This is a genomic window from Paenibacillus marchantiae, from assembly GCF_028771845.1.
In the GTDB taxonomy this organism is placed as follows: Bacteria; Bacillota; Bacilli; order Paenibacillales; family Paenibacillaceae; genus Paenibacillus; species Paenibacillus marchantiae.
Genome location: NZ_CP118270.1, coordinates 3,221,703 through 3,243,374, shown reverse-complemented (window position 1 = coordinate 3,243,374; position 21,672 = coordinate 3,221,703). Strand labels below are relative to the sequence as shown.

At 46.0% G+C, this 21,672-nt stretch carries 18 protein-coding genes; 2 read left to right on the top strand and 16 right to left on the bottom strand.

Features of this window, described 5'->3' with window-relative positions; translation table 11 throughout:
* Positions 1-98: 98 nt before the first annotated feature.
* From mutM to PTQ21_RS14920, 9 genes are all read right to left on the bottom strand, one after another.
* Positions 99-929, bottom strand: a complete 831-nt coding sequence (gene mutM, locus PTQ21_RS14960) for a DNA-formamidopyrimidine glycosylase (RefSeq protein ID WP_063568104.1) — start codon at positions 927-929, stop codon at positions 99-101.
* A 116-nt stretch (positions 930-1,045) separates the two neighbouring features.
* Entirely contained in the window at positions 1,046-3,700 is a 2,655-nt protein-coding gene (gene polA / locus PTQ21_RS14955) for a DNA polymerase I (RefSeq protein WP_274570359.1), read from the bottom strand.
* A gap of 220 nt (positions 3,701-3,920) precedes the next feature.
* Positions 3,921-4,580 carry a phosphate signaling complex protein PhoU gene (phoU, locus tag PTQ21_RS14950; RefSeq protein ID WP_063568102.1) on the bottom strand — a complete coding sequence of 220 codons (660 nt, stop codon included), beginning with the start codon at positions 4,578-4,580 and terminating at the stop codon, positions 3,921-3,923.
* 63 nt (positions 4,581-4,643) lie between these two features.
* Positions 4,644-5,399, bottom strand: a complete 756-nt coding sequence (pstB, locus tag PTQ21_RS14945) for a phosphate ABC transporter ATP-binding protein PstB (protein WP_063568101.1) — start codon at positions 5,397-5,399, stop codon at positions 4,644-4,646.
* A 218-nt stretch (positions 5,400-5,617) separates the two neighbouring features.
* The gene (locus tag PTQ21_RS14940) at positions 5,618-6,811 is read right to left on the bottom strand and encodes a methyl-accepting chemotaxis protein (RefSeq protein ID WP_274570358.1); all 1,194 of its coding nucleotides are present in this window, start codon (positions 6,809-6,811) and stop codon (positions 5,618-5,620) included.
* Positions 6,812-6,962: 151 nt separating this feature from the next.
* Entirely contained in the window at positions 6,963-7,691 is a 729-nt protein-coding gene (locus PTQ21_RS14935) for a response regulator transcription factor (RefSeq protein ID WP_053783546.1), read from the bottom strand.
* A gap of 115 nt (positions 7,692-7,806) precedes the next feature.
* The gene (pnpS, locus tag PTQ21_RS14930; protein ID WP_072733977.1) at positions 7,807-9,636 is read right to left on the bottom strand and encodes a two-component system histidine kinase PnpS; all 1,830 of its coding nucleotides are present in this window, start codon (positions 9,634-9,636) and stop codon (positions 7,807-7,809) included.
* Between the two features lie 30 nt (positions 9,637-9,666).
* Complete coding sequence (locus PTQ21_RS14925) at positions 9,667-10,011, bottom strand: cupin domain-containing protein (RefSeq protein WP_274570357.1); 345 nt, start codon at positions 10,009-10,011, stop codon at positions 9,667-9,669.
* 273 nt (positions 10,012-10,284) lie between these two features.
* The gene (locus PTQ21_RS14920; RefSeq protein ID WP_274570356.1) at positions 10,285-11,154 is read right to left on the bottom strand and encodes an SDR family oxidoreductase; all 870 of its coding nucleotides are present in this window, start codon (positions 11,152-11,154) and stop codon (positions 10,285-10,287) included.
* Between the two features lie 448 nt (positions 11,155-11,602).
* Between PTQ21_RS14920 and PTQ21_RS14915 the strand changes: the two genes are divergently transcribed.
* Positions 11,603-13,162 carry a histidine kinase N-terminal 7TM domain-containing diguanylate cyclase gene (locus tag PTQ21_RS14915; RefSeq protein ID WP_274570355.1) on the top strand — a complete coding sequence of 520 codons (1,560 nt, stop codon included), beginning with the start codon at positions 11,603-11,605 and terminating at the stop codon, positions 13,160-13,162.
* 226 nt (positions 13,163-13,388) lie between these two features.
* Here the strand turns inward: PTQ21_RS14915 and PTQ21_RS14910 are convergent, their stop codons facing one another.
* From PTQ21_RS14910 to citZ, 4 genes are all read right to left on the bottom strand, one after another.
* Complete coding sequence (locus tag PTQ21_RS14910; RefSeq protein WP_231952601.1) at positions 13,389-13,814, bottom strand: hypothetical protein; 426 nt, start codon at positions 13,812-13,814, stop codon at positions 13,389-13,391.
* Between the two features lie 138 nt (positions 13,815-13,952).
* Entirely contained in the window at positions 13,953-14,894 is a 942-nt protein-coding gene (mdh, locus tag PTQ21_RS14905; protein WP_072733980.1) for a malate dehydrogenase, read from the bottom strand.
* A 15-nt stretch (positions 14,895-14,909) separates the two neighbouring features.
* On the bottom strand, positions 14,910-16,202 hold the full coding sequence (icd, locus tag PTQ21_RS14900) for an NADP-dependent isocitrate dehydrogenase (RefSeq protein WP_063568094.1): 1,293 nt from the start codon (positions 16,200-16,202) through the stop codon (positions 14,910-14,912).
* 149 nt (positions 16,203-16,351) lie between these two features.
* Positions 16,352-17,464, bottom strand: coding sequence for a citrate synthase (citZ, locus tag PTQ21_RS14895; protein WP_063568093.1), 1,113 nt, complete (start codon positions 17,462-17,464; stop codon positions 16,352-16,354).
* 478 nt (positions 17,465-17,942) lie between these two features.
* Between citZ and ytvI the strand changes: the two genes are divergently transcribed.
* Positions 17,943-19,061, top strand: a complete 1,119-nt coding sequence (gene ytvI / locus PTQ21_RS14890) for a sporulation integral membrane protein YtvI (RefSeq protein WP_063568092.1) — start codon at positions 17,943-17,945, stop codon at positions 19,059-19,061.
* A 111-nt stretch (positions 19,062-19,172) separates the two neighbouring features.
* Here the strand turns inward: ytvI and PTQ21_RS14885 are convergent, their stop codons facing one another.
* The 3 genes from PTQ21_RS14885 to pyk form a co-directional block, all read right to left on the bottom strand.
* Positions 19,173-19,574 carry an FxsA family protein gene (locus PTQ21_RS14885; RefSeq protein ID WP_063568091.1) on the bottom strand — a complete coding sequence of 134 codons (402 nt, stop codon included), beginning with the start codon at positions 19,572-19,574 and terminating at the stop codon, positions 19,173-19,175.
* 6 nt (positions 19,575-19,580) lie between these two features.
* Complete coding sequence (locus PTQ21_RS14880; protein ID WP_063568090.1) at positions 19,581-20,087, bottom strand: acyl-CoA thioesterase; 507 nt, start codon at positions 20,085-20,087, stop codon at positions 19,581-19,583.
* A 131-nt stretch (positions 20,088-20,218) separates the two neighbouring features.
* Positions 20,219-21,646: a pyruvate kinase gene (gene pyk / locus PTQ21_RS14875; protein ID WP_063568089.1), complete on the bottom strand. Its 1,428-nt coding sequence runs from the start codon at positions 21,644-21,646 to the stop codon at positions 20,219-20,221.
* Between the last annotated feature and the right edge of the window lie 26 nt (positions 21,647-21,672).

Genomic DNA, 21,672 nt, shown 5'->3' with positions numbered 1-21,672 from the left:
TACGCCCGCTTATTTCTGCCATATCAGTATATGGAGGGAGGAATCCAAGGGTGCTACAATTTGACGATTTCGTTCATGCTACCAAACCCATCAACGATTTAGAGCAGCGGTTGACAGTTTGGACAGTAATGCGTGCCCCTACCACCTACAACACTCTTCTCGATTAATGTGCCACACGTTGCACAAGGTTCAGACTTGCGTCCATATATTTTCAACTGATGCTGGAACATTCCCATCTCGCCCTGTCCATTGACATAGGACTTAATGGAGGAACCTCCTGCATTCACCGCATCCTGGAGCGTAACCACGATCGCTTCATGCAGCACGGTTAACTGGGCTTCGGTTAATGTCTTGGCAATGGTTTCTGGATGAATTCCAGCGCGGAACAAGGCCTCGTCCACATAAATATTCCCGATGCCGACCACATATGCCTGATTTAACAAGACGGCTTTAATTTTGGTCGTGCGTTTGCCAACAGCATCACGGAATGCAGCTACAGTAAACGCAGGATCAAGCGGCTCCAGCCCCAGTTTTAACAAAGGTTTGGATACCAGTTCCTCCCCTGCATTGAAGAGATGCATTGTACCGAATTGACGGACATCCTTGTAACGTAATTCTGTACCATCGGTAAAGTGAAAGATAACATGGGTATGCTTCTCCACTTCCTCATGCTGTTGGTATACCCCGTACCTGCCTTCCATCCGCAGATGGGAGACAAGCACCAGCCCGTCCAGCAAAATACGCAAAAACTTGCCTCTGCGCTCCACACCGATCACGGTATGTCCCTTAAGTTCCATTGCAAATGCATCTATGTCGTCCGGCCGCTGAATAATCCGCGGCAAGCTAACGGTAACGGAGTCAATGGTCTTGCCAACAATAAGTTGATTCAATGTTCTTCTGACTGTTTCGACTTCCGGTAATTCCGGCATGATGTTCTCACCTCCCCTATATTATAACGGAAGATGGCGCTCAGCGGGACCCCTTCTTGTGTCGAAAACAGTTGAAAAATATTTTGTAAAATAACGGAAAACCCGCTTGGGATCTATTATTTAGCCTCGTACCAGTTTTCTCCGTAGCTGACTTCCGCTTTTAGCGGCACTGACAGCTCCAATGCTTTTTCCATCACCGAAGGAACCAGCTCTTTCATCAGTTCCATTTCATCCGCAGGCACTTCGAATACAAGCTCATCGTGCACCTGTAATAGCATGCGGCTCTTCAGCTTGCGTTCACGCAGTGCTTCATCCATCTGTACCATGGCAAGCTTGATGATATCTGCCGCAGTTCCCTGGATCGGTGTATTCATTGCTGTCCGTTCAGCAAAGGAACGCAGGTTAAAGTTGCTTGCATTGATTTCTGGCAGATAACGACGGCGTTCCAGCAACGTTTTGACATAACCATCCTGACGGGCTTCCTTCACAATATCATCCATATATCGACGCACACCCTGGAATACTTCAAAATATTGATCAATGAACTGTGCTGCCTCTTTCCGCGTGATGTGCAGGTTCTGAGACAAACCGTAGTCGCTGATCCCGTATACGATACCAAAGTTAACCGCCTTGGCAGAACGACGCATGTCTCCATCCACCTCTTCTGGCTTCACGCCAAACACATCTGAGGCCGTCTTCGTATGGATATCCATGTCCTGGACAAAAGCTTCCTTCAGCCGCTCATCATCTGAAATATGTGCAAGGACGCGCAGTTCAATCTGCGAATAGTCTGCTGCCAAAATGGACCACCCTGGTTCGGAAGGAACAAATACCTTTCTGATTTTACGGCCTTCCTCCATCCGAATCGGAATGTTCTGCAAGTTCGGGAACTGGCTGCTAAGACGTCCAGTAGCCGCAATCGTCTGACGGTAAAACGTATGCACCTTGCCATCCTTATCTGAAATCTCTTTGAGGAGTCCTTCTACATATGTGGACTGCAACTTGGCAAGTTGACGATATTGCAGAATATGTTTGACCACATCATTATATGGAGCCAGCTTCTCCAATACTTCGGCATCCGTAGAGTATCCTGTCTTTGTTTTCTTCACCACAGGCAAACCGAGTTTATCAAATAAAATCTCACCCAGCTGTTTCGGTGAATTCAGATTGAATTCCGTACCGGAAAGCTTGTAGATTTCCGCCATCAACCTGCTTATATTTTCTTCGAACTCACTACCCAAAGCCTTCAAATCTGCCGTATTAGCCTTAATCCCCTGTTTCTCCATATCTGCAAGAATACGTGACAATGGCATCTCCAGTTCATGGAAAAGTGCGTTCATCTCATTGCTCTCCAGCGCCTGCTCCTGGAGTGGAATAATGGCTGCTACTGCCGCCGCTTTGCGACACAGAAAATCGCCCAATATATCCGCCTCAGGCACTCTGTATTTTGCACCTTTGCCCATAACCGAATCATCCTCCACGAGGGAAGGCAGACCATACTTCGTGGTCAGGCCGCTAATCGTCTGATTCGATTCGGTTGGATCAAGCAAATAGGCAGCCAGCTGCACATCAAAGGACGCTCCAGCAAACTCAATGCCATGCGCATGCAGTGCCAGATCAACACGATGCAGATCATAACCACGCTTGGGTTGTTCTGCGTTGCCAAGCCATTCTCTTACTGGGGCCGCTGCATCAGACTGAAGCAACTCGGGAGACAGGAATGTATAGGTTTCGGCTGAACCAACAGCAAGTCCAATGAGTTTCGCCTGATGCGGGTTATCACCATGTGTCTCCACATGCAGCACATCAATGGATTCGAGTGAACCGAACAGTTCACTAATCGTTTCTTCTGTTGCAATGGAGGATTCCACTACGGCCGCCGGAACGGCTTCCTGTTCAGAAACTACACTTGCACGGAATGACAGGCGCTCTAGCAAAGACTTGAATTCGAGCTTGGCCAAAGCCGGACCTGCCAGTTCCTCTTTTAAGCCAGCAAACTGCATATCTTCCCAAGTTTGTTCCAATGGAACTTCACGGTGGATCGTGGCAAGCTGCTTGCTCATACGTGCATCTTCGGCGTGAGCCTCAATTTTTTCTTTCATTTTGCCCTTTAGCTCACCTGTGCCGTTAAGAACTTCCTCAACCGAACCGAACTGGTGCAGCAGCTTCAGAGCCGTTTTCTCTCCAACACCAGGAATGCCCGGAATATTGTCGGACGCATCACCCATCAGACCTTTGAGGTCAATGATTTGCAGCGGGGTCAGACCATAGCGCTCCTTAATCTGAGCGGGATCGTATAGCTCAATCTCGGTTACCCCTTTGCGCGTAAGCCCGATATGCACATGTTCAGAGGCAAGCTGCAGCATATCTTTGTCACCTGACACAACGAGAACCTGTCTTCCGGCTTCATCCGCACGTTTCGTTAATGTTCCGATAATATCATCCGCTTCAAACCCTGCAAGCTCAAACTGGGCAATCCCGAAGCCCTGAAGCAGCTCTTTCAGCAGCGGAAATTGTTCCGACAACTCCGGCGGTGTTTTCTCCCGACCACCCTTATACTCCTGGTAACCTTCGTGTCGGAACGTAACTTTGCCTGCATCAAATGCCACCATCACATGTGTCGGTTTATGCTCTTCCAGCAAGCGCAGCAGCATCGTGGTGAAGCCGTACACCGCATTGGTGTGCAAGCCTTTCGAGTTAGTTAGCGGTGGCATTGCAAAAAACGCCCTGTAAATAATGCTATTTCCATCTATAAGAATAAACTTGTCCATTCCAGCACCTCGCGTATCGTATGGTCAATCCTTCAATCACATCTACTCTCATGATACCATACACACCTGTTACAACAAAAAAATTAGTCATCTTTATAGGCCATGATCTGGCCTGCAAAAAAAAGAACTCCCTCCGCGGATGACCTGTTCACAGGCCGTCCGAGAGAAAGTCCCTTCATTTCGCTACGAATAATACCCCAATTCCACTAAAAACGGTTACCTATTGATTCAAATCAGGGCGTTTTCCTGTTACCAGATACACCGTGCTCTCACCAATGTTTGTTGCGTGGTCACCAATCCGTTCGATATAACGTCCTACCAACATCAAGAGCATCGCTTGGGAAGCCTTATTTGGATGGTCTGTCATAAACGAGTAGAGGTCACTGATCATATGACTGTACAATTGGTCAACCTGATCATCGGTCTGAGCCATTTTGTAGGCCAGATCCGTATTTTCTTTCAGGAAGGATTCAATGGATTCCTCAATCATGGACTTCACGATTTCCGCCATTCTTGGAATATCCACAAGCGGTTTAATGAGCTCCTGCCCATCCATACGAAGGGTCACTTTGGCCACATCCAGCGCAAGGTCACCCATACGCTCCAAGTCACTTGAGATTTTGAAGGCAACAATAATGCGTCGCAAATCCTTCGCTACCGGCTGTTGTGTAATGATGAGCTTGGAACCCAATTCCATAATCTTGTCTTCCAAGGCATTCAGATTCGCATCATTCTTGATGATGACCTGAGCTTTCTCGGCATCCATCGTCTGTAAACTTTCAATAGCACCATCCAACGCTGTGCCTACATGCTCACCCATTTGCCGAAGCAGTGTGCGCAGTTCCTCAAGCTCCTGATCAAATTCTCTTCTGCGAATCATAGATTCCATGTCCTCCTTATCCATCATCTCCGGACACGCCGGGATCGTTCGAACTCAGCTTGCTTATCCGAACCGTCCGGATATATAATCCTCGGTTCTGGAATCCTGCGGTGTGGAGAACAACGTTTCTGTATCTGCTGCCTCCACCACTTCCCCGTTCAGGAAAAATACCGTACGACCCGATACCCGTGCAGCTTGGTGCATGTTGTGGGTTACCATTACAATCGTGTATTTGTGGTGCAGTTCCTTGACCAGTTCCTCAATTTTGAGCGTTGAGATTGGATCAAGTGCAGACGTTGCTTCATCCATCAACAGTACGTCAGGCTGCACGGCCAGAGCACGTGCAATACAGAGGCGCTGCTGTTGTCCACCGGAGAGACTGAGTGCCGATTTTTTGAGCACATCCTTCACTTCATCCCACAGTGCAGCATGAACAAGACTCTGCTCAACCAAACGATCCAGTTCGGCTTTTTGCGTCACCCCATGAAGTCGTGGTCCGTAGGCCACGTTATCGTAGATCGATTTTGGAAAAGGGTTAGGCTGCTGAAATACCATTCCGACCCGCTTACGCAGCGTCTCTACTTCAATCTCATTGCTATAAATGTCGGAACCGTCCAACATAACTTGTCCTTCCACACGTACGCCTGGAATCATGTCATTCATCCGATTCAATGTACGAAGCAAGGTCGATTTACCACAACCCGACGGACCGATAAACGCGGTAACTGTCTTCTCCGGCAGGTCCATCGATATATTTTTAAGCGCGTGATGCGTATCATAGTATAAATTAAGTCCTTCAATGTGAATGAGGTCCTTCATGGATGTTCACTTCTCCTTCGCGGCAGGGACAACCAGATTCCCTTACGTAGACCGATGCCAATGATTGAACTTGGCTCTCGGTCATCTATAATATCCTACCCTCTCATTGTAAAAACAGTATCACTTTCATGTTAACGGAATGTAAAAAGAGACATCTTTCACACCCATGACCCTCCTATCCGATCATTGCGTATGAATGATGCCTATCCTACCGTCATTTAGTCATCCGCCTGGACCATATCTTCCAGTCTCTCCCGAATGTGCTCGGCCAATTCTCCAGCCGTTTTGCCTTCCTTCGCGATATCCTCTGCAATATGGGACATGCCTGCCACAGCCGTGTTCAGCTGTTTGAATGCATCCCCTCCTTCGTTTACATGAACGGAGCTGCTGTCAATCTCTGCCGCGCTTGCTCTCACCAGTTCTACAGTCTGTCTGGTCAATCCTCCGATATCATCCAGTAAAGAGGACATATTTCCCGCAACCTCACGGGTCTGCTTGGCTAGTGCACGAATCTCACCAGCAACGACCTGGAAACCCCGTCCGTACTCCCCCGCATGTGCCGCTTCGATGGAAGCATTCATAGCGAGTAGCCCACTTTGGTCAGCCAATAAACGAATGGAACGTGCCATCCCGGAACCCATGTCGATAGAGCTCAGCATGTCATCGGCGTGTTTCTGCTGACCCTCCATATGCTGATATACACGGTTATAGGAAGCATCAACCTGACTGAGACTGCTCGCTCCCTGTTCGGACAACTGCATGATCTGAGACGCTTCTACCCCAGCCTTTTGAGCGGCTTGAACCAGTTTGGTGACGGAGTCGTTGATTCTCGTTATTTCCTGTCTGCTCTGTGTAATAATATGTACACGTTCTTCCGAAGCCACATGCTGCAGTTTACGGGAAAGGGACATAACATCCCTCATCGTCAACACACCCAGCAATCGGTCTTCTTCCGTAACGATCAAACAATCGTAGAAATGTTGCTCACTGCGTGCAAGAGCGATGTCAATAATCGCGGTCGCTTCTGCATGCACATCGACAATAACAGGAGAAGAGTCCGCTACGTGTACAACCGGCTTACGATAGAAAAGATCTGCCGCGAAGCGTCCATTCAACATTCGGTATAATGTCTCTCGCATCAAAAAACCTAATGGCCGCATGTGATCATCACATAATACAATACACGGATATTCCTGATCCTGATTGAGCAGGCTTGCCGCTTCCCCGCAGGTAGTGTGAACGTCAACTACAGGTATTTGACGGCAATAGTCCCGTAATGAAATTACATTCTCTTTGGTGACCCCAATTTCATCTTCATCTTTTTGTTCTCCCGTGGGAGCTACAACTTGTTCCTGTTGCGTATTTATCATTTCTTCGGGCTGGTCGGGCTTCACTTCGAGCAACATGGGCATAAATGCGCAATCTCCTTTACGTATGAGCTCCGTCCTGAGGTGGAATATATAGGTATAAAGTATCACTCAGACAGCTTCATCCTACTCCCTATACGTAAAGGAAAATAATTGTTTATGTTAACGGAATGTAAAAAAAACTCCCCGATCATTGTTAACTTGAATGATGGGGAGTTTTTCTTTTTACAACCAATTTATAACCTACACCGCGAATCGAATCAATATGAACCGATTCCGGGTCCAGCTCCAACTTTTTCCGCAATGAACTGACATGAACGTCCACCGTGCGCTGTCCTCCGATATAATCGAAGCCCCAGACCGCATTCATCAGATCATCCCGTGTAAGCACAACACCCGGCTTCTTGGCCAGATAAAGCAGTACCTCGAACTCCTTGGGACGAAGACTGATGGATTGTCCACCCAGTGTCACTTCATACTTCAAAGGATAAATCTCAAGCTCTCCCAGAATAATACGGGAACCGTCTTTATCCTCTGGTTGCGGCAAATCTTCACCGTTCGAATAACGTCTTAACACTGCATCTACGCGAGCAAGCAATTCGGATACACCAAATGGCTTCGTAATATAATCATCGGCACCTGATTTTAAGCCTTGTACAACTTCGGCTTCACCGTTTTTGGCTGTGAGAATAATGACCGGTGTGCTAACACCCTGAATTCGTAACTTATTCAGAATATCCAGACCGTTCATTCCAGGAAGCATCAGATCCAGCAGAATCAGATCAAACTCCTGGGACAACGCCCGATCATAACCTGAAGATCCGTGATCCTCAGCAATAACATCATAGCCCTCTTGTGTCAGGTTATACGTAAGCAATCTTGATAATGTTGGTTCATCTTCAATAACGAGCAAACGCTGCGCCATGATACCCCTTCTCTCTTATAGGTTGTCTGTTGCCACAACACTTTCATTATCATAGCACCTAATTGTTAACTCTGTGTAAAACAGCTCATTCCTTTTACATTTCACTTCCATTGCACTAGATTTCTTCATCCTGAATTAATGGAAGGATAACACGAAACGTAGTCCCCATGCCAAGTTCGCTCTCTACAGACAGTTTGCCATGGTGCAATTCTACCAGATGTTTCACAATTGAAAGTCCAAGTCCGGTGCCTCCCGAATTACGGGATCTGCCCTTATCCACCCGATAGAAGCGTTCAAAAATCCGCGGCAAATCTTTCTTCGGAATACCAATTCCTGTGTCGGATACTGCAAATACAACTTCTTCTTCGTCCTCATTATATTCAACCGACACTTGTAATTTTACCCGTCCGCCCTCAGGCGTGTAATTAATGCCGTTGGATAACAGATTAATAAAGATCTGCTTCATTTTATCCTCATCAGCTTCAATATACAATTCTTCGGGAACATTCATCTCCAGGCGAATCTCTTTCTTCTCCGCCACCTTGGACAAGGTACCCAGGACCATCTCAAAGAACGAATGCACATGCACAGGTGAACATTGCAGGGGAGCCCGTTTGGACTCAATTTTGGATAACTCCAGAATATCTCCGATTAATCGATTCAGTCTGTCACCTTCATCATAGATAATCTGCAGGAATGAACGCTCCGTCTCTTTGTCCTGTACCCCGCCGCTAAGAAGCGTTTCGGCAAAACCTTTGACCGCAGCCACCGGCGTTTTGAGTTCATGAGATACATTCGCGACGAATTCACTGCGCATTGATTCCAGCCTGCGGATTGCTGTTACATCCTGCAGAAGGAAGAGCATCCCCCGATAAGCGCCGTCATCTTCGGACATCGGTACTCCATCAATGCGAATTAATTTTTCGACTGGATTGAACACACTTACTTCTTCATGCATCGGTTCTCGCAATGCAACACTCTCTTCAATCGTGCGTGTCAGCTCATAATGCCGCTTCAATTCAATATATGGTTTGCCAGTAACCCGTTCTGCCTGAATGCCAAGCATACGCTCCGCTTCCCGATTGACCAGCGCAATAGATTGACCAGCATCGATCATTATAATGCCGCCCGTCATGTTGGCAAGCACACTTTGCAGCAGCGCTTCATTATCCCTAATCGTCTTCAGTTGCATCTGAAGGCTGTCTGCCATTCCGTTAATGGCAAGTCCCAGTTGACCGATCTCATCATTACGAGTTACATCCACTCTAGCATCATAATCCAGCTTGGTGATCCGGTGAGCCACCTTCGTAATATGCTCAATGGGCGATGTCAGTCCCCGCGCAACCCGGTAACTTACCAGAGCCACAATCAGGAACAGAAGGCCCAAGGTGAAGAACATCAAAATCCAGCCCTGCTGAAGACCCTGATCAACAGCTTCAAGACTCATGGATAGTCGAATGTAACCATCAAATTTCCCACTGGGTAACTCGATCATGTCGCTTTGATCCGAATTCACAGGAAGCGCCACATACAGCATGTCCTGCCCTAATGTTGCACTATAACGAATCGACTGACCATAATTTTGCCCAACCGCTTCTTTAATCTCCTGACGGTTCAAGTGGTTGTCCATTGAATTGGGATCGCTCTCCGAGTCGCCAATGACCGTTCCATCTTTATTGATAAAAGTTACCCGTGAATCCGTCAGTCGATCCAGCTCAACCGCACGTTCTGAGTAATATTTCTGTGTCTCTGCATTTTTTGGATTGGTTGCATCATGGAACGGGAACGTTGCTTTTAGCAAGTTGATCTCACGCACCATCGTTTGCTCCAATGCATTAATGTGAGTAGTCTTAAAAACTCTGCCCATCGTATACCCCGCCACAATGACGGAAATACCGATCAGCACCATCATAATGATGGCAAGGCGAATTCGGAACGGTCTCATCTATCTCTTCCTTTGTTATAAAATTAATAATTACATATCCATTTCTATTCGATCACCACGAGTGGTGGGTTGTGAAATGACAAGAAATTCTACGTCTGCTTCGCCCCGATTCTGCATCTGATGTGGCATGCCCGACGCAATTTCTATCCCTTCATGGAGTTCAAGCACAAACTCTTCCCCGTTAAGTTCCATACAAGCCTCACCGCTAAGAATAAAGAAAAACTGACGACTTATCGAATGGTAGTGCCGGGTTTCAGAAGTTCCTGCAGGCATACGTTCATGAATAATGCTCAGTGTTTCATTTTGAACGAGATGCCAACCATCGCACTGTCCACCCCATATATAGTGTGCCGCATTTTGTTTGCTAATCTTCATGTGACCGCCTCCGAAGCTTACTTGTCGGTCTATATCATATCACAGATAGCATGGAGACCCTCTCATTTTTGATTAGCAGCACGCGGCGTCAGTTCTAGAACTATCTCCAGGCAAGCCTAATGATAAAGTATCATGGTTGCATCAACGCCGATCCCGACTTTTGTAAACTGGATCAAAATCATATCTCTTCCGCTATATGCTCATTAAAAAAAGACGTACCGACCAGTCATGCTGGTAACGATACGCCTTCGTTTGAAATACGTCGTCAATGGATTATCCGTTGACCACTTCGCCGCCATTAACGTGCATCACCTGACCGCTCACGTAGGAAGAATCATCCGAAGCGAGATACACGTAAGCTGGAGCCAGTTCATCCGGTTGACCTGGACGTTTCATTGGCTGAGTAGCACCAAATTCGCTCACCTTTTTCTCATCAAACGTGGATGGAATGAGCGGGGTCCAAATCGGCCCTGGAGCAACAGCATTCACACGAATTCCCTTCTCCACAACATTCATCGACAAGGAGCGTGTAAATGAAGTGATAGCTCCTTTCGTAGATGAATAATCAATTAACGTCGGATTTCCGCGATATGCGGTAATGGAGGTTGTATTAATGATTGTACTGCCTTTCTTAAGATGTGGCAGAGCAGCCTGTGTAATATAAAACATGCCAAAAATATTTGTGCGGAACGTACGCTCCAGCTGTTCTGGAGTAATATCCTCCAGCTGCTGCTGGGGATGCTGCTCCGCTGCATTATTCACGACAATATCCAGCTTGCCTAGTTGATCCACCGTCTGCTGCACGGATTTCTTGGCAAAGGCATTGTCACCAATGTCCCCGGGAATCAACATGCATTTGCGTCCTTCCTGTTCGACCTGACGCTTGGTCTCTTCCGCATCCTCATGCTCACTCAGGTATACAATCGCTACATCCGCGCCTTCCTTCGCATATGTAACGGCAACAGCACGTCCAATTCCACTGTCTCCACCCGTGATCAGAGCAACCTTATCTAACAATTTACCGGCTGCTTTATATTCAGGTTTCTCAAACTCTGGTTTGGGGTTCATCTCCGATTCGATACCCGGGCGCTGATCCTGATGTTGGGCAGGCATCGTCTTTTTGTTTTGTGTGTCGGTTGACATCTGGCATTTCTCCTCTCAAAATGGAATGTCCTGATTCAGATTCATTCTGTAGGATGGCATGAACAATACAGATTAATCCCTTTTCCAATGCTCATGCTCCAAAGTCACTGTCTCTTGCCTCGATACATACTTACCACTCGCTTTTGGCCGTTAAACAGAAAAATTCCCAATACTCTAATGGCTGTTTCTTTATCGTTTCTCACAGACATGCTGTCAACTGAGGCAAAGCCGCATTGAATTCGACCTATTATGCCAATCATTCGAAAATTTTATCGAAATTGAACGGATTCACCAACCAAATTGTATTCCTATGCCGTATGGGCTGATGTACAATGTACAGTATACAGATAAGCTTTAAATAAAATTAATCCAGTTTGGATGAAGCGATATCATGCATTCATGCTTCCCAACTAAGCAAATATTCTGATCTAATATGGAGACCAAACCCATGGAATCGCACATTAATTCTTATATAACACTTGTAGCAACTTCAGCTGTGCTGAATGTTTTTCTGTGTTTATATACTTATGTTAGAAGAGCAGAAATCCCCAGTTCGAAAATATTCATTCTCTATACAGCAGCTCTGTCGGTTTACACCTTCGGTTACGCGATTGAACTCGCCAGCAATACACTGGAGCAGATGAAATTCTGGACGGTCATCGAATACATTGGTATGCCTTTCTCCGCCTCTCTTGGGCTGATGCTCATGATGCAATACACGGGTAAAAAATTATCCAAAAAAGCTTCTGCTGCACTGTTTGTAATCCCTTCCATTACCTTGTTCATGGTGGCAACAAATGATTTTCATCATCTTTTCTATAAAAGAGTATGGTTAAGAGAAGACAGTTCCGTCCCTCTAATCGATATTGCCGTAGGGCAATGGTACGTTGTTCATGGTGCATTCACCTTTTCCTGTCTGTTATGTGCCTGCCTTATTCTCGTCGGACAATGGAAACATACCAAAAAGATGTATCGTCGTCAGTTACTCACATTGATCACTTCACAGCTTATTCCCATGGTAGCGGCCTTTGTGTATTTACTTGGTCTGACCCCAGGTGGTATGGATCCTGTTCCGGTTCTCATGTGCATTACATCCGCAATGTATATCTGGGCTATTCTATCCTCCCGTCTGTTAACCATCGTACCTATCGCCAAGGATAGTATCTTTGAGAGCATGCGTGAAGGCGTTATCGTGCTGGATAGTTCCAATCGTCTCGTCGACTATAACAAATCTCTGCGTGATATGCTGCCAGAGCTTGATTTCAGCATGGTAGGTCAACATCTGAACGATGTATGGCTGTCGCTTGCCGGTGAGACCTTTCCAGTGGAATATGGCCGAGAAGGTCTGCAAACCGATCTGTACTGGCAATTGAACGGAGAGACCGTCTGTTATCAGGTGAGAACCTCTTATGTGTATAACAAAGAAGGACAAGCCGTTGGCACACTGATTATGCTGATTGATATTACAGAGCAACGTTTCCTACAAGAACAATTGAAGCAACTGGCTTACTTCGATGGTCTCACCAAAATATATAACCGCACGCAGTTCCTGCTTAGAGGTCGGGAGATACTGAGTGAAGCCCAGCTTAATCTGCGGCCGACGGCCTTTATATTATTTGACATTGATCATTTCAAACGAATTAATGACACCTATGGACATGACGTTGGGGATCAGGCCATCATTCATGTGGTCTCTGTATGTAATCGTTATCTGAATTCGGAGATGTTGTTTGCACGTTATGGAGGAGAGGAGTTTGTTATCGCGGTACCCAATGCCTCCCTCCAAGACGGTGAGCAGCTTGCTGAGAAGTTACGCGTGGCTTTGTTGAATGACCCGCTGGAGGTACAAGGTACTCGTATTCCACTGACTTCAAGCTTCGGAGTGGCACAATATAATGGAGGGTCCGATTCTCTGGAATCCTTGCTGCGTGATGCCGATACGGCACTATATGAGTCCAAGCGTAACGGTCGTAACACCGTATTTGCCCACAGTGTGAGCCTGGGTTAACTAAATGTAGCGTTTAACTACGTGAGCCATATATGCCGTTATTTCAACACTAGCACCTTGTTGGTTGTCAGACATCACCCCAGACGGAGCGAACAAAAATAGACAGCCTCTGGGCTGTCTATTTCAATACGGTTCAAGACCTTACTTTCTTATTCAGCTTGTCCCAACGTTTAAAGTGCAAACGCTTTAAGTTCAGCTCTCAAATAAAACTCGTTCGCAGCTATTGTTAGATCACTTGGTTGTTCACCATCAGATACACCATAATGAGCAGGAATACGGCAAGCAATGTGCTGAACATACGAATCTTACTTTGTTCTGCACTGACGTCACGATTGCTTTTCACAGCCTCTGCTGCCAAGCGTAACGGTTTACCCATAATGCCACCGATTGCTGCAATAGCCAGCAACAGAACCACTACCACGCCCATCCACAGATAGGAATACTCACCCTTGGTCATCAAGTAACCACCCGTAAGAAGCTGAATTACAAGTCCGTACTGTGCGATACGGTTTAATGAACGGAGCGATGCAAATGCTCCCTCTTGAGCGGCAGCACTCAATGTACGGATTTTGCCCACAACGAATGGCAAGATCAGATAGAAGCCCATCGCCAGTGCTCCAATAATATGGAGCAAATACATAATCATTGTCAAAATGTCCATCCTCCTCAAAAATTTCAGTCAGTGTGCTATACATCACATCTCATTATACTGGGGAACTTATCCAAAGAAAAGAAAACCTCCGGATGATCCGAAGGTTTTCTGTCTGTTCCTGTCAAAAAGTTTTCAAACTTACAAGTTAACTACTGAAATGACGTTACGAACCGAATCCGCAGATTTGTCGAGTCCAGCTTTTTCTTCCGCAGTCAGTTCCAGTTCAAATATTTTCTCAATTCCGTTACCACCCAGAACGGTTGGCACACCAAGGAACAAGTCGTTGTAGCCATATTCCCCTTCAAGGTAAGCAATAACCGGAATGATTCGTTTTTTGTCTTTCAAAATGGCTTCGGTCATTTGCACCAATGAAGCTGCTGGTGCATAATATGCGCTGCCGTTTCCGAGCAGGTTAACGATCTCACCCCCGCCAACACGTGTGCGTTGTACGATGGCTTCAATGCGCTCTGCCGGGATGAGGGTATCGATTGGAATACCGCCAACGCTGGAATAACGAACGAGTGGTACCATATCGTCTCCGTGGCCGCCAAGAACGAATCCACGGACGTCTTCAACCGATACATTCAGCTCTTGTGCAATGAATGTGCAATAACGTGCAGTATCCAGAACACCGGACTGGCCGATTACGCGGTTTTTAGGGAAACCAAGCGTCTGATAAGCTGCATATGTCATTGCATCTACCGGGTTGCTTAGAATAATGACGATGGAATCAGGGCAATATTTTTTCACATTTTCACAAACAGACTTCACGATTCCTGCATTCGTGTTGACCAGATCATCACGGCTCATACCTGGTTTACGGGCAATACCTGCCGTAATAATAACAATCTCCGAACCTGCAGTATCCTCGTAGTTGGAAGTACCGACGATATTGCTGTCGAAGCCCTGAACAGGACTAGCTTCCCACATGTCGAGCGCTTTACCTTTAGTCGGGTTTTCCAATTGCGGAATATCAACCAGAATAACATCCCCGAGTTCTTTTTGGGCAAGCATCAAAGCCGTTGTAGCTCCGGTAAATCCGGCGCCGACTACTGTGATTTTTTTGCGCTGAATAGTCACGATTCACATCTCCCCTTACAGGTTTTTAATGATTTGATCAGCAAATTCAGAACATTTCACTTCAGTAGCGCCGTCCATCAGACGTGCAAAGTCATAAGTTACTGTTTTGTTGTTGATGGATGTTTCCATACCTTTGTAGATCAGGTTAGCCGCTTCTTGCCATCCCAGGTGCTCAAGCAACATTACGCCGGACAGAATAACGGAACCAGGGTTCACGACATCTTTGTCTGCATATTTAGGTGCAGTACCGTGAGTAGCTTCGAAGATAGCATGTCCTGTTACATAGTTGATGTTCGCTCCTGGAGCGATACCAATTCCGCCAACTTGTGCAGCCAGTGCATCGGACAGATAGTCACCGTTCAGGTTCAACGTTGCGATTACATCGAACTCACCTGGACGAGTCAATACTTGTTGCAGAGCGATATCGGCAATAGCATCTTTCACGATGATTTTGCCAGCATCTTCAGCTGCTTTTTGAGCTGCATTAGCTGCATCCGTACCGTCTTTTTCTTTAATGATATCGTATTGTGCCCAAGTGAACACTTTGTCAGCGAACTCGTCTTCAGCAACTTCATAACCCCAGTTTTTGAAGGCACCTTCTGTAAATTTCATGATATTGCCTTTGTGTACCAATGTAACGCTCTTACGGTTGTGATCGATGGCATATTGTACTGCTGCACGTACCAAACGTTTGGAACCTTCGGAGGAAACTGGCTTGATACCAATACCGGAAGTTTCAGGGAAGCGGATTTTGTTTGCACCCATCTCCTGTTGCAGGAATTGGATTACTTTTTTCACTTCTTCTGAACCTTCTGCGTATTCAATACCTGCATAGATATCTTCCGTATTCTCACGGAAAATGACCATGTCTACCAACTCAGGACGTTTAACCGGAGAAGGTACACCATCGAAATAACGAACAGGACGCAAGCAAGTGTACAGATCCAGTTCTTGACGAAGCGCTACGTTCAGGGAACGAATTCCGCCGCCGATTGGTGTAGTCAATGGTCCTTTGATCGCTACGATATACTCGCGAATAGCTTCAAGCGTATCGTTTGGCAGCCACTCCCCGTATGTATCGAATGCTTTTTGTCCAGCAAACACTTCATACCATGCGATTTTTTTGTTGCCGTCATATGCTTTTTCAACAGCTGCATCCAATACACGTTTGGAAGCTTTCCAGATGTCACGGCCTGTACCGTCACCTTCGATAAATGGAATGATCGGGTTATTAGGTACTTGCAGTGTACCGTTATCAATTTGAATTTTTTCGCCTTCAGTTGGGTGAGCAAATTTTTCTAATTTCATTAGTATAATTCCTCCTTGGGTTTCGTAGATGCAGTATGATAACACACCGCTTGTCTTATTGGAGGAAGGGTTATGAACGTGCTGCTAATTTCAGCCAACATGTTACACCCCTTCACCCCGTCCTTTTTATTATACTGGTTTTGATGCCATTAGCGAAGTTCGATTGAAACGTACTTCTGATCTGTTGGGCCTGTGTACTCGGCACGCGGACGAATAATACGGTTATCCGCAAGCTGTTCCAGAATATGAGCAGTCCAACCTGATACCCGGCTAATCGCAAAGATCGGTGTAAACAGGACCTCTTCAATACCTAATTGGGTATATACGGAAGCGGAATAGAAATCTACATTTGGTTTCAGACCTTTTTGTCCTGTCACCAGTTCTTCGATCTTCACTGACATATCGTACAGGCGTGTATCGTTGTTCATTTCACCCAGTTCCTTGGACATCTTTTGCAGATGTTTCGCACGTGGGTCTCCATTTTTGTAGACACGGTGTCCAAAGCCCATGATCTTCTCACGGTTGTTCAATTTTTCTTGAATAGCTGCTTCCAGACGATCAGGTGTTCCAATCTCATTCAGCATTTTCATAACGGCTTCATTTGCACCGCCATGCAATGGCCCCTTCAATGCGCCAATCGCAGAAGTTACTCCCGAATAGATGTCGGAAAGCGTAGCTACTGTTACACGTGCTGCAAATGTAGAAGCGTTCAACTCGTGATCCGCATGCAGGACAAGCGCTTGATCAAGGGCTTTAACAGCGGTCTCGGCTGGTTGTTCTCCAGTCATCATATATAAAAAGTTTTCTGCGATGGAAGCGCCTTCTTTTGGAGCCACAGGTTCTTTGCCCTGACGGATACGGGCTATGGCTGCCACAATGGTTGGCAACTGCGCTTGCAGCTTAACCGCTTTGTTCTCGTTCGCTTCCGCTGTCATCTCGTCAGCCTGCTCATCGTACAGAGCCAGTGCGGATACCGCGGAACGCAGTGCTGCCATGGTACTCATGTTTTTCGGATACAATTGGATTTGTGCAATCAACTCGCTCGGAATCGGCGCGTAATCGCTCAGGCTTTTGCGAAGGGATTTCAGTTCATCCGTAGTTGGCAATTTACCAAACCACAGTAAATAGGCAACTTCTTCAAAGCTTGCATGTTCTGCCAGATCGTCAATATCGTAACCACGGTATGTAAGCACACCGTCTACAATGGAGCTGATCGAAGAGGTTGTTGCAACGATGCCTTCCAGACCTTTGGTAGCTGTCATATTACATCTCTCCTTTAATAAACGAAATCAAGAACCCATCCAGAGTGTCATCTACGTGCTCAAACGCACTCGTCCTTCTTTTGTAACCATTTACATTTTAAAATTAATAAATACCTCAATATCCGGTTTTCATATCTGTCAATCGGTATTTCCTTATCTCATCATACTGGATTTTGTCGTTTATGTGAACATGATGCGAGGTCATCCGCACATCAAACTTCTTTATCGGAGTGATAAAGCATTTTTGAAAACCTTTACAAAAACAAGGTTGACATTTTATTCTTTTTATATAAATCCGTGCTATAAATCAAGTTTTTATTGCTATATTTTGTGAACATGAGGCATACTCTAGGCAAAAGAAAAGATATAATTCGACGACATCCTGGCGTTTCAAATCAGTGTATTTGCTCTATATTAACTAGATAGCTTCCTATGCTTCCTTCGTGGTAGCTTGAAATGGAATAAGGAGAGTTGATGCTTGGATAGAATCATAATGAAACGCCTGTTGCGCGGCTTATGGGTGATTATTGCGACCATACTCATTGCCGTTGCTATATACCTGCTGTTCCCGCTGTTATATCCTTTTGCCATCGCCTGGATTATCGCTTATGCGATGAACCCTCTGGTGAAGTTGCTTCAATACAAGGCCCGATTTCCCCGCTGGCTGGCTGTAACCTTATCACTAATCATTTATTTCGGGGCCATTGTCGTCGTATTGTCTGCTGCGGTAACCCGTATGGTAAAGGAAGTCATTTCACTAACGACGAGCTTTGACCTTCATGTCGATGAGATTAAGGCTACGTTCATCCGTTGGACCCAGAATGACACGATTCAGAGTTTAATTGGACAGATCAATGAATTTTACAAGGAAAATCCCAACTATCAGGAGACCATTAACAGCAATATTAGCAAAACAACCGAAACGGTAGGTACAGCTGTAACGGACCTGGTCACCGGATTTTTCAACATGATCCTGAACCTGCTCACTTCTCTCCCCAATATGGGAGCCGTACTAATCGTGGTTCTTCTATCAACTTTCTTTATTAGCAAAAGTTGGACCAGACACAGTATTACCGTATCGGGCTGGGTGCCCTCATCCATTCGCAAACCGATTACCGACATATGGAATGATCTCAAAAAAGCACTGTTCGGTTATGCACGAGCCCAGTTGATCATGATCTCTATCACCGCATTATTTGTCATGATTGGATTGCTTGTGCTCCAGGTTAAATCTGCCTTTACGATCGCTTTGCTCATCGGTCTGGTGGATCTGCTTCCTTATCTCGGCGTTGGCTTGGTGATGGTTCCCTGGGCAGCATACCTGCTTATGAATGGAGACTTGTACCTGGGGATCGGCATCAGTATTGTATATCTCATTGTGCTGATTGCTCGCCAAATCATTGAACCCAAAGTGCTTGCCAGCAGTGTCGGGTTGGATCCTCTGGCCACATTGGTTGGCATGTTTGTCGGATTGAAACTGTTCGGTGTACTCGGTTTGATCATCGGCCCTGTCAGCCTCGTTATCCTTGATGCATTTAATCGAGCGAACGTGTTCCGTGATCTCCGAACATATATTATTAACGGACGTGTCCGATGAAATCATGATTTCTGCTTTCTGTGATCCGCATATAATCAAGACTAAAAAAGGCACCGCTCATCAGACTGAATCTGATGGTGGGTGCCTTTCTTCAACTGATGCTGGTATATCCTATTTTTTCGGACCACGATAAAACTTAATACTTCCGTTTCTCATTTTTTTCTCCAGCCAGCCCAGGAAGAATAGACGGTACACTGAACGTGTTACTGGGAACAACAGTGTAAAACCGATCAGATCTGTGATAAATCCCGGGATCAACAGTAGAAAACCACCGACAAAAATAAATAGTCCATCTACCATTTTCCTTCCGGGCACCTTACCGCGCTCCATCTCGGATTTGGCATCAATAAGTACTTTTCGTCCTTCAAACTGCAACATTGCTATACCGATCAAGGACGTGAGAATCATGAGAAGCAATGTCTTTCCGGCTCCAATCCAGTCACTCATAAGAATGAAACCAAACAGTTCAATCACCGGAATGATTAATAGCAGGGCCCACATCCATCTTCGCATTACGTATTACCCCTTTCCTGAAAGCCACACTTTCTCAAGCGCGCTGTAGAGCTCAGAAGCTGCCTTATCCAGCCTGACTGGCTTCCAGTCCCCATTGACCCATACATGTTGGGTAGAGCCTGTAACCAATCGTTCACCAGGAAGGGACTCCTCAGATGACCATACTCGTTGCCCGCTGCCTATCTGCTCATTAAGGTCTGGAGTCATGCGCCTTATGTCATACTCATAGTTCAGTCGCAGACCACTAAATGCAGCAATACGGGTGAAAATGATGATGTCATCATCATACCGGGCAGGTTTATGATATTTCACATCCAGTCCGGTTACCGGAAGCAGTAACCCCTGTTCCTCCATTTTACGATATGTATACCCCATTTGGCGAATCATCTCGGTTCGACCGATTTCAAACCAATTCAAATAGTTGGCGTGATAGACCACACCCATCTGATCACTTTCTTGATAACGCACGCGAAGACGTGCCGTGTACCAACTGCCATTGCTTTGTTGTTGCATGTTACCGGCCTCCTTCGATAAACCAATTATTACGTATCTAGAGACGACAAAGTCTCATAAAGATGGAAAAAAAAGCAACGGGACGCAAACGCCCCATTGCTTCATTCCTGTTGCTTCTCGTCCAAACACAATTATGCGTTGTTTGGAATTTGGCTTACTTTGATCAGGTTAGTGGAACCCGAACGACCCAAAGGTACACCCGCTGTAATAACAACAAGATCTCCTTCTTTTACAAGTCCGGATTTCACGCCGCCTTCAATTGCATTTTCAAACAAAGCGTCAGTGGAATCAACAAGTCTTCCTTTGACTGGTGTTACACCCCAAGCCAATGCAAGACGACGGGAAGTTCTGTCTTCCGTTGTCACCGCGATGATTGGAGATTCTGGACGATATTTAGAAATCATGCGTGCTGTATGACCGGATTCAGTCGAAGTAATGATCGCTTTAGCGTTCAGATCTTGAGCTGACAGGGCAACAGATTGGCTGATTGCTTCAGTAACTGTTGTTTGTTGAGCAACACGTTGTTTCAGATACAGCTCTTGGTAAGGCAGAGCGGATTCTGCTTTTTCGGCAATACGGGACATTGTCAGAACGGATTCAACTGGGTATTTACCAGCAGCTGTTTCACCAGACAACATGATTGCATCTGTACCGTCGAAGATCGCATTAGCCACGTCACTTGCTTCTGCACGTGTTGGACGCGGGTTGCGTTGCATGGAATCCAGCATTTGTGTAGCTGTGATAACCGGTTTGCCTGCAACGTTACATTTTTCGATCATGCGTTTTTGTACCAATGGTACTTCTTCCGCAGGAATCTCTACACCCAGGTCTCCACGAGCAACCATCAGGCCATCGGACACTTCAAGGATTTCATCCAGGTTGTCCACACCTTGTTGGTTCTCAATTTTGGAGATGATTTGGATATGTCCAGCATTGTGTTTTTCAAGCAATTCACGAATCTCAAGGACGTCGCTTGCTTTACGAACAAATGAAGCCGCGATGAAATCGACACCTTGCTCGATACCAAATACGATATCGTTAGCATCTTTTTCAGTAATACCCGGCAGAGAAATGGCAACGCCAGGAACGTTAACACCTTTTTTGCTTTTGATCGTACCGCCGTTAACGATACGGCATTTGATCTCGGTGCCTTGTACTTCCACCACAGTCAGTCCGATCAGACCGTCGTCGATCAGAATTGTAGATCCCGGTTCAACATCACTCGGAAGATCTGCATACGTAATGGAGAGACGTTCTTTGGTGCCCAGAATTTCTTCTGTTGTCAAAGTGATGTACTCGTCTTGAACCAATTCGATTGGCTCCACTTCGAGTTTACCTGTCCGAATTTCCGGTCCTTTGGTGTCCAGCAAGATCGCTACTGTCTTGTTCAGCTCTTCGCATGCTTGGCGAATTGCTGTGATCCGTCCGCCGTGCTCATCGAAATCACCGTGGGAGAAGTTCAAACGGGCCACGTTCATACCGGCCATAATCAATTTTTTGGTATTCTCCAATGATTCACTGGATGGACCAATCGTACATACAATCTTTGTTTTGCGCATTTTGGGTTTCCTCCGATTTTAAAGGT

Excerpts from the sequence above, each read along its gene's own strand:
- PTQ21_RS14885 (WP_063568091.1), bottom strand. The coding sequence starts at position 19,574 with ATGCGAAGATGGATGTGGGCCCTGCTATTAATCATTCCGGTGATTGAA.
- pyk (WP_063568089.1), bottom strand. The coding sequence starts at position 21,646 with ATGCGCAAAACAAAGATTGTATGTACGATTGGTCCATCCAGTGAATCA.
- pnpS (WP_072733977.1), bottom strand. The coding sequence starts at position 9,636 with ATGAGACCGTTCCGAATTCGCCTTGCCATCATTATGATGGTGCTGATC.
- icd (WP_063568094.1), bottom strand. The coding sequence starts at position 16,202 with ATGAAATTAGAAAAATTTGCTCACCCAACTGAAGGCGAAAAAATTCAA.
- PTQ21_RS14880 (WP_063568090.1), bottom strand. The coding sequence starts at position 20,087 with ATGCAACAACAAAGCAATGGCAGTTGGTACACGGCACGTCTTCGCGTG.
- polA (WP_274570359.1), bottom strand. The coding sequence starts at position 3,700 with ATGGACAAGTTTATTCTTATAGATGGAAATAGCATTATTTACAGGGCG.
- PTQ21_RS14920 (WP_274570356.1), bottom strand. The coding sequence starts at position 11,154 with ATGTCAACCGACACACAAAACAAAAAGACGATGCCTGCCCAACATCAG.
- PTQ21_RS14935 (WP_053783546.1), bottom strand. The coding sequence starts at position 7,691 with ATGGCGCAGCGTTTGCTCGTTATTGAAGATGAACCAACATTATCAAGA.
- mutM (WP_063568104.1), bottom strand. The coding sequence starts at position 929 with ATGCCGGAATTACCGGAAGTCGAAACAGTCAGAAGAACATTGAATCAA.
- PTQ21_RS14940 (WP_274570358.1), bottom strand. The coding sequence starts at position 6,811 with ATGCCCATGTTGCTCGAAGTGAAGCCCGACCAGCCCGAAGAAATGATA.
- PTQ21_RS14925 (WP_274570357.1), bottom strand. The coding sequence starts at position 10,011 with ATGAAGATTAGCAAACAAAATGCGGCACACTATATATGGGGTGGACAG.
- PTQ21_RS14915 (WP_274570355.1), top strand. The coding sequence starts at position 11,603 with ATGGAATCGCACATTAATTCTTATATAACACTTGTAGCAACTTCAGCT.
- citZ (WP_063568093.1), bottom strand. The coding sequence starts at position 17,464 with ATGACAGCTACCAAAGGTCTGGAAGGCATCGTTGCAACAACCTCTTCG.
- phoU (WP_063568102.1), bottom strand. The coding sequence starts at position 4,580 with ATGATTCGCAGAAGAGAATTTGATCAGGAGCTTGAGGAACTGCGCACA.
- pstB (WP_063568101.1), bottom strand. The coding sequence starts at position 5,399 with ATGAAGGACCTCATTCACATTGAAGGACTTAATTTATACTATGATACG.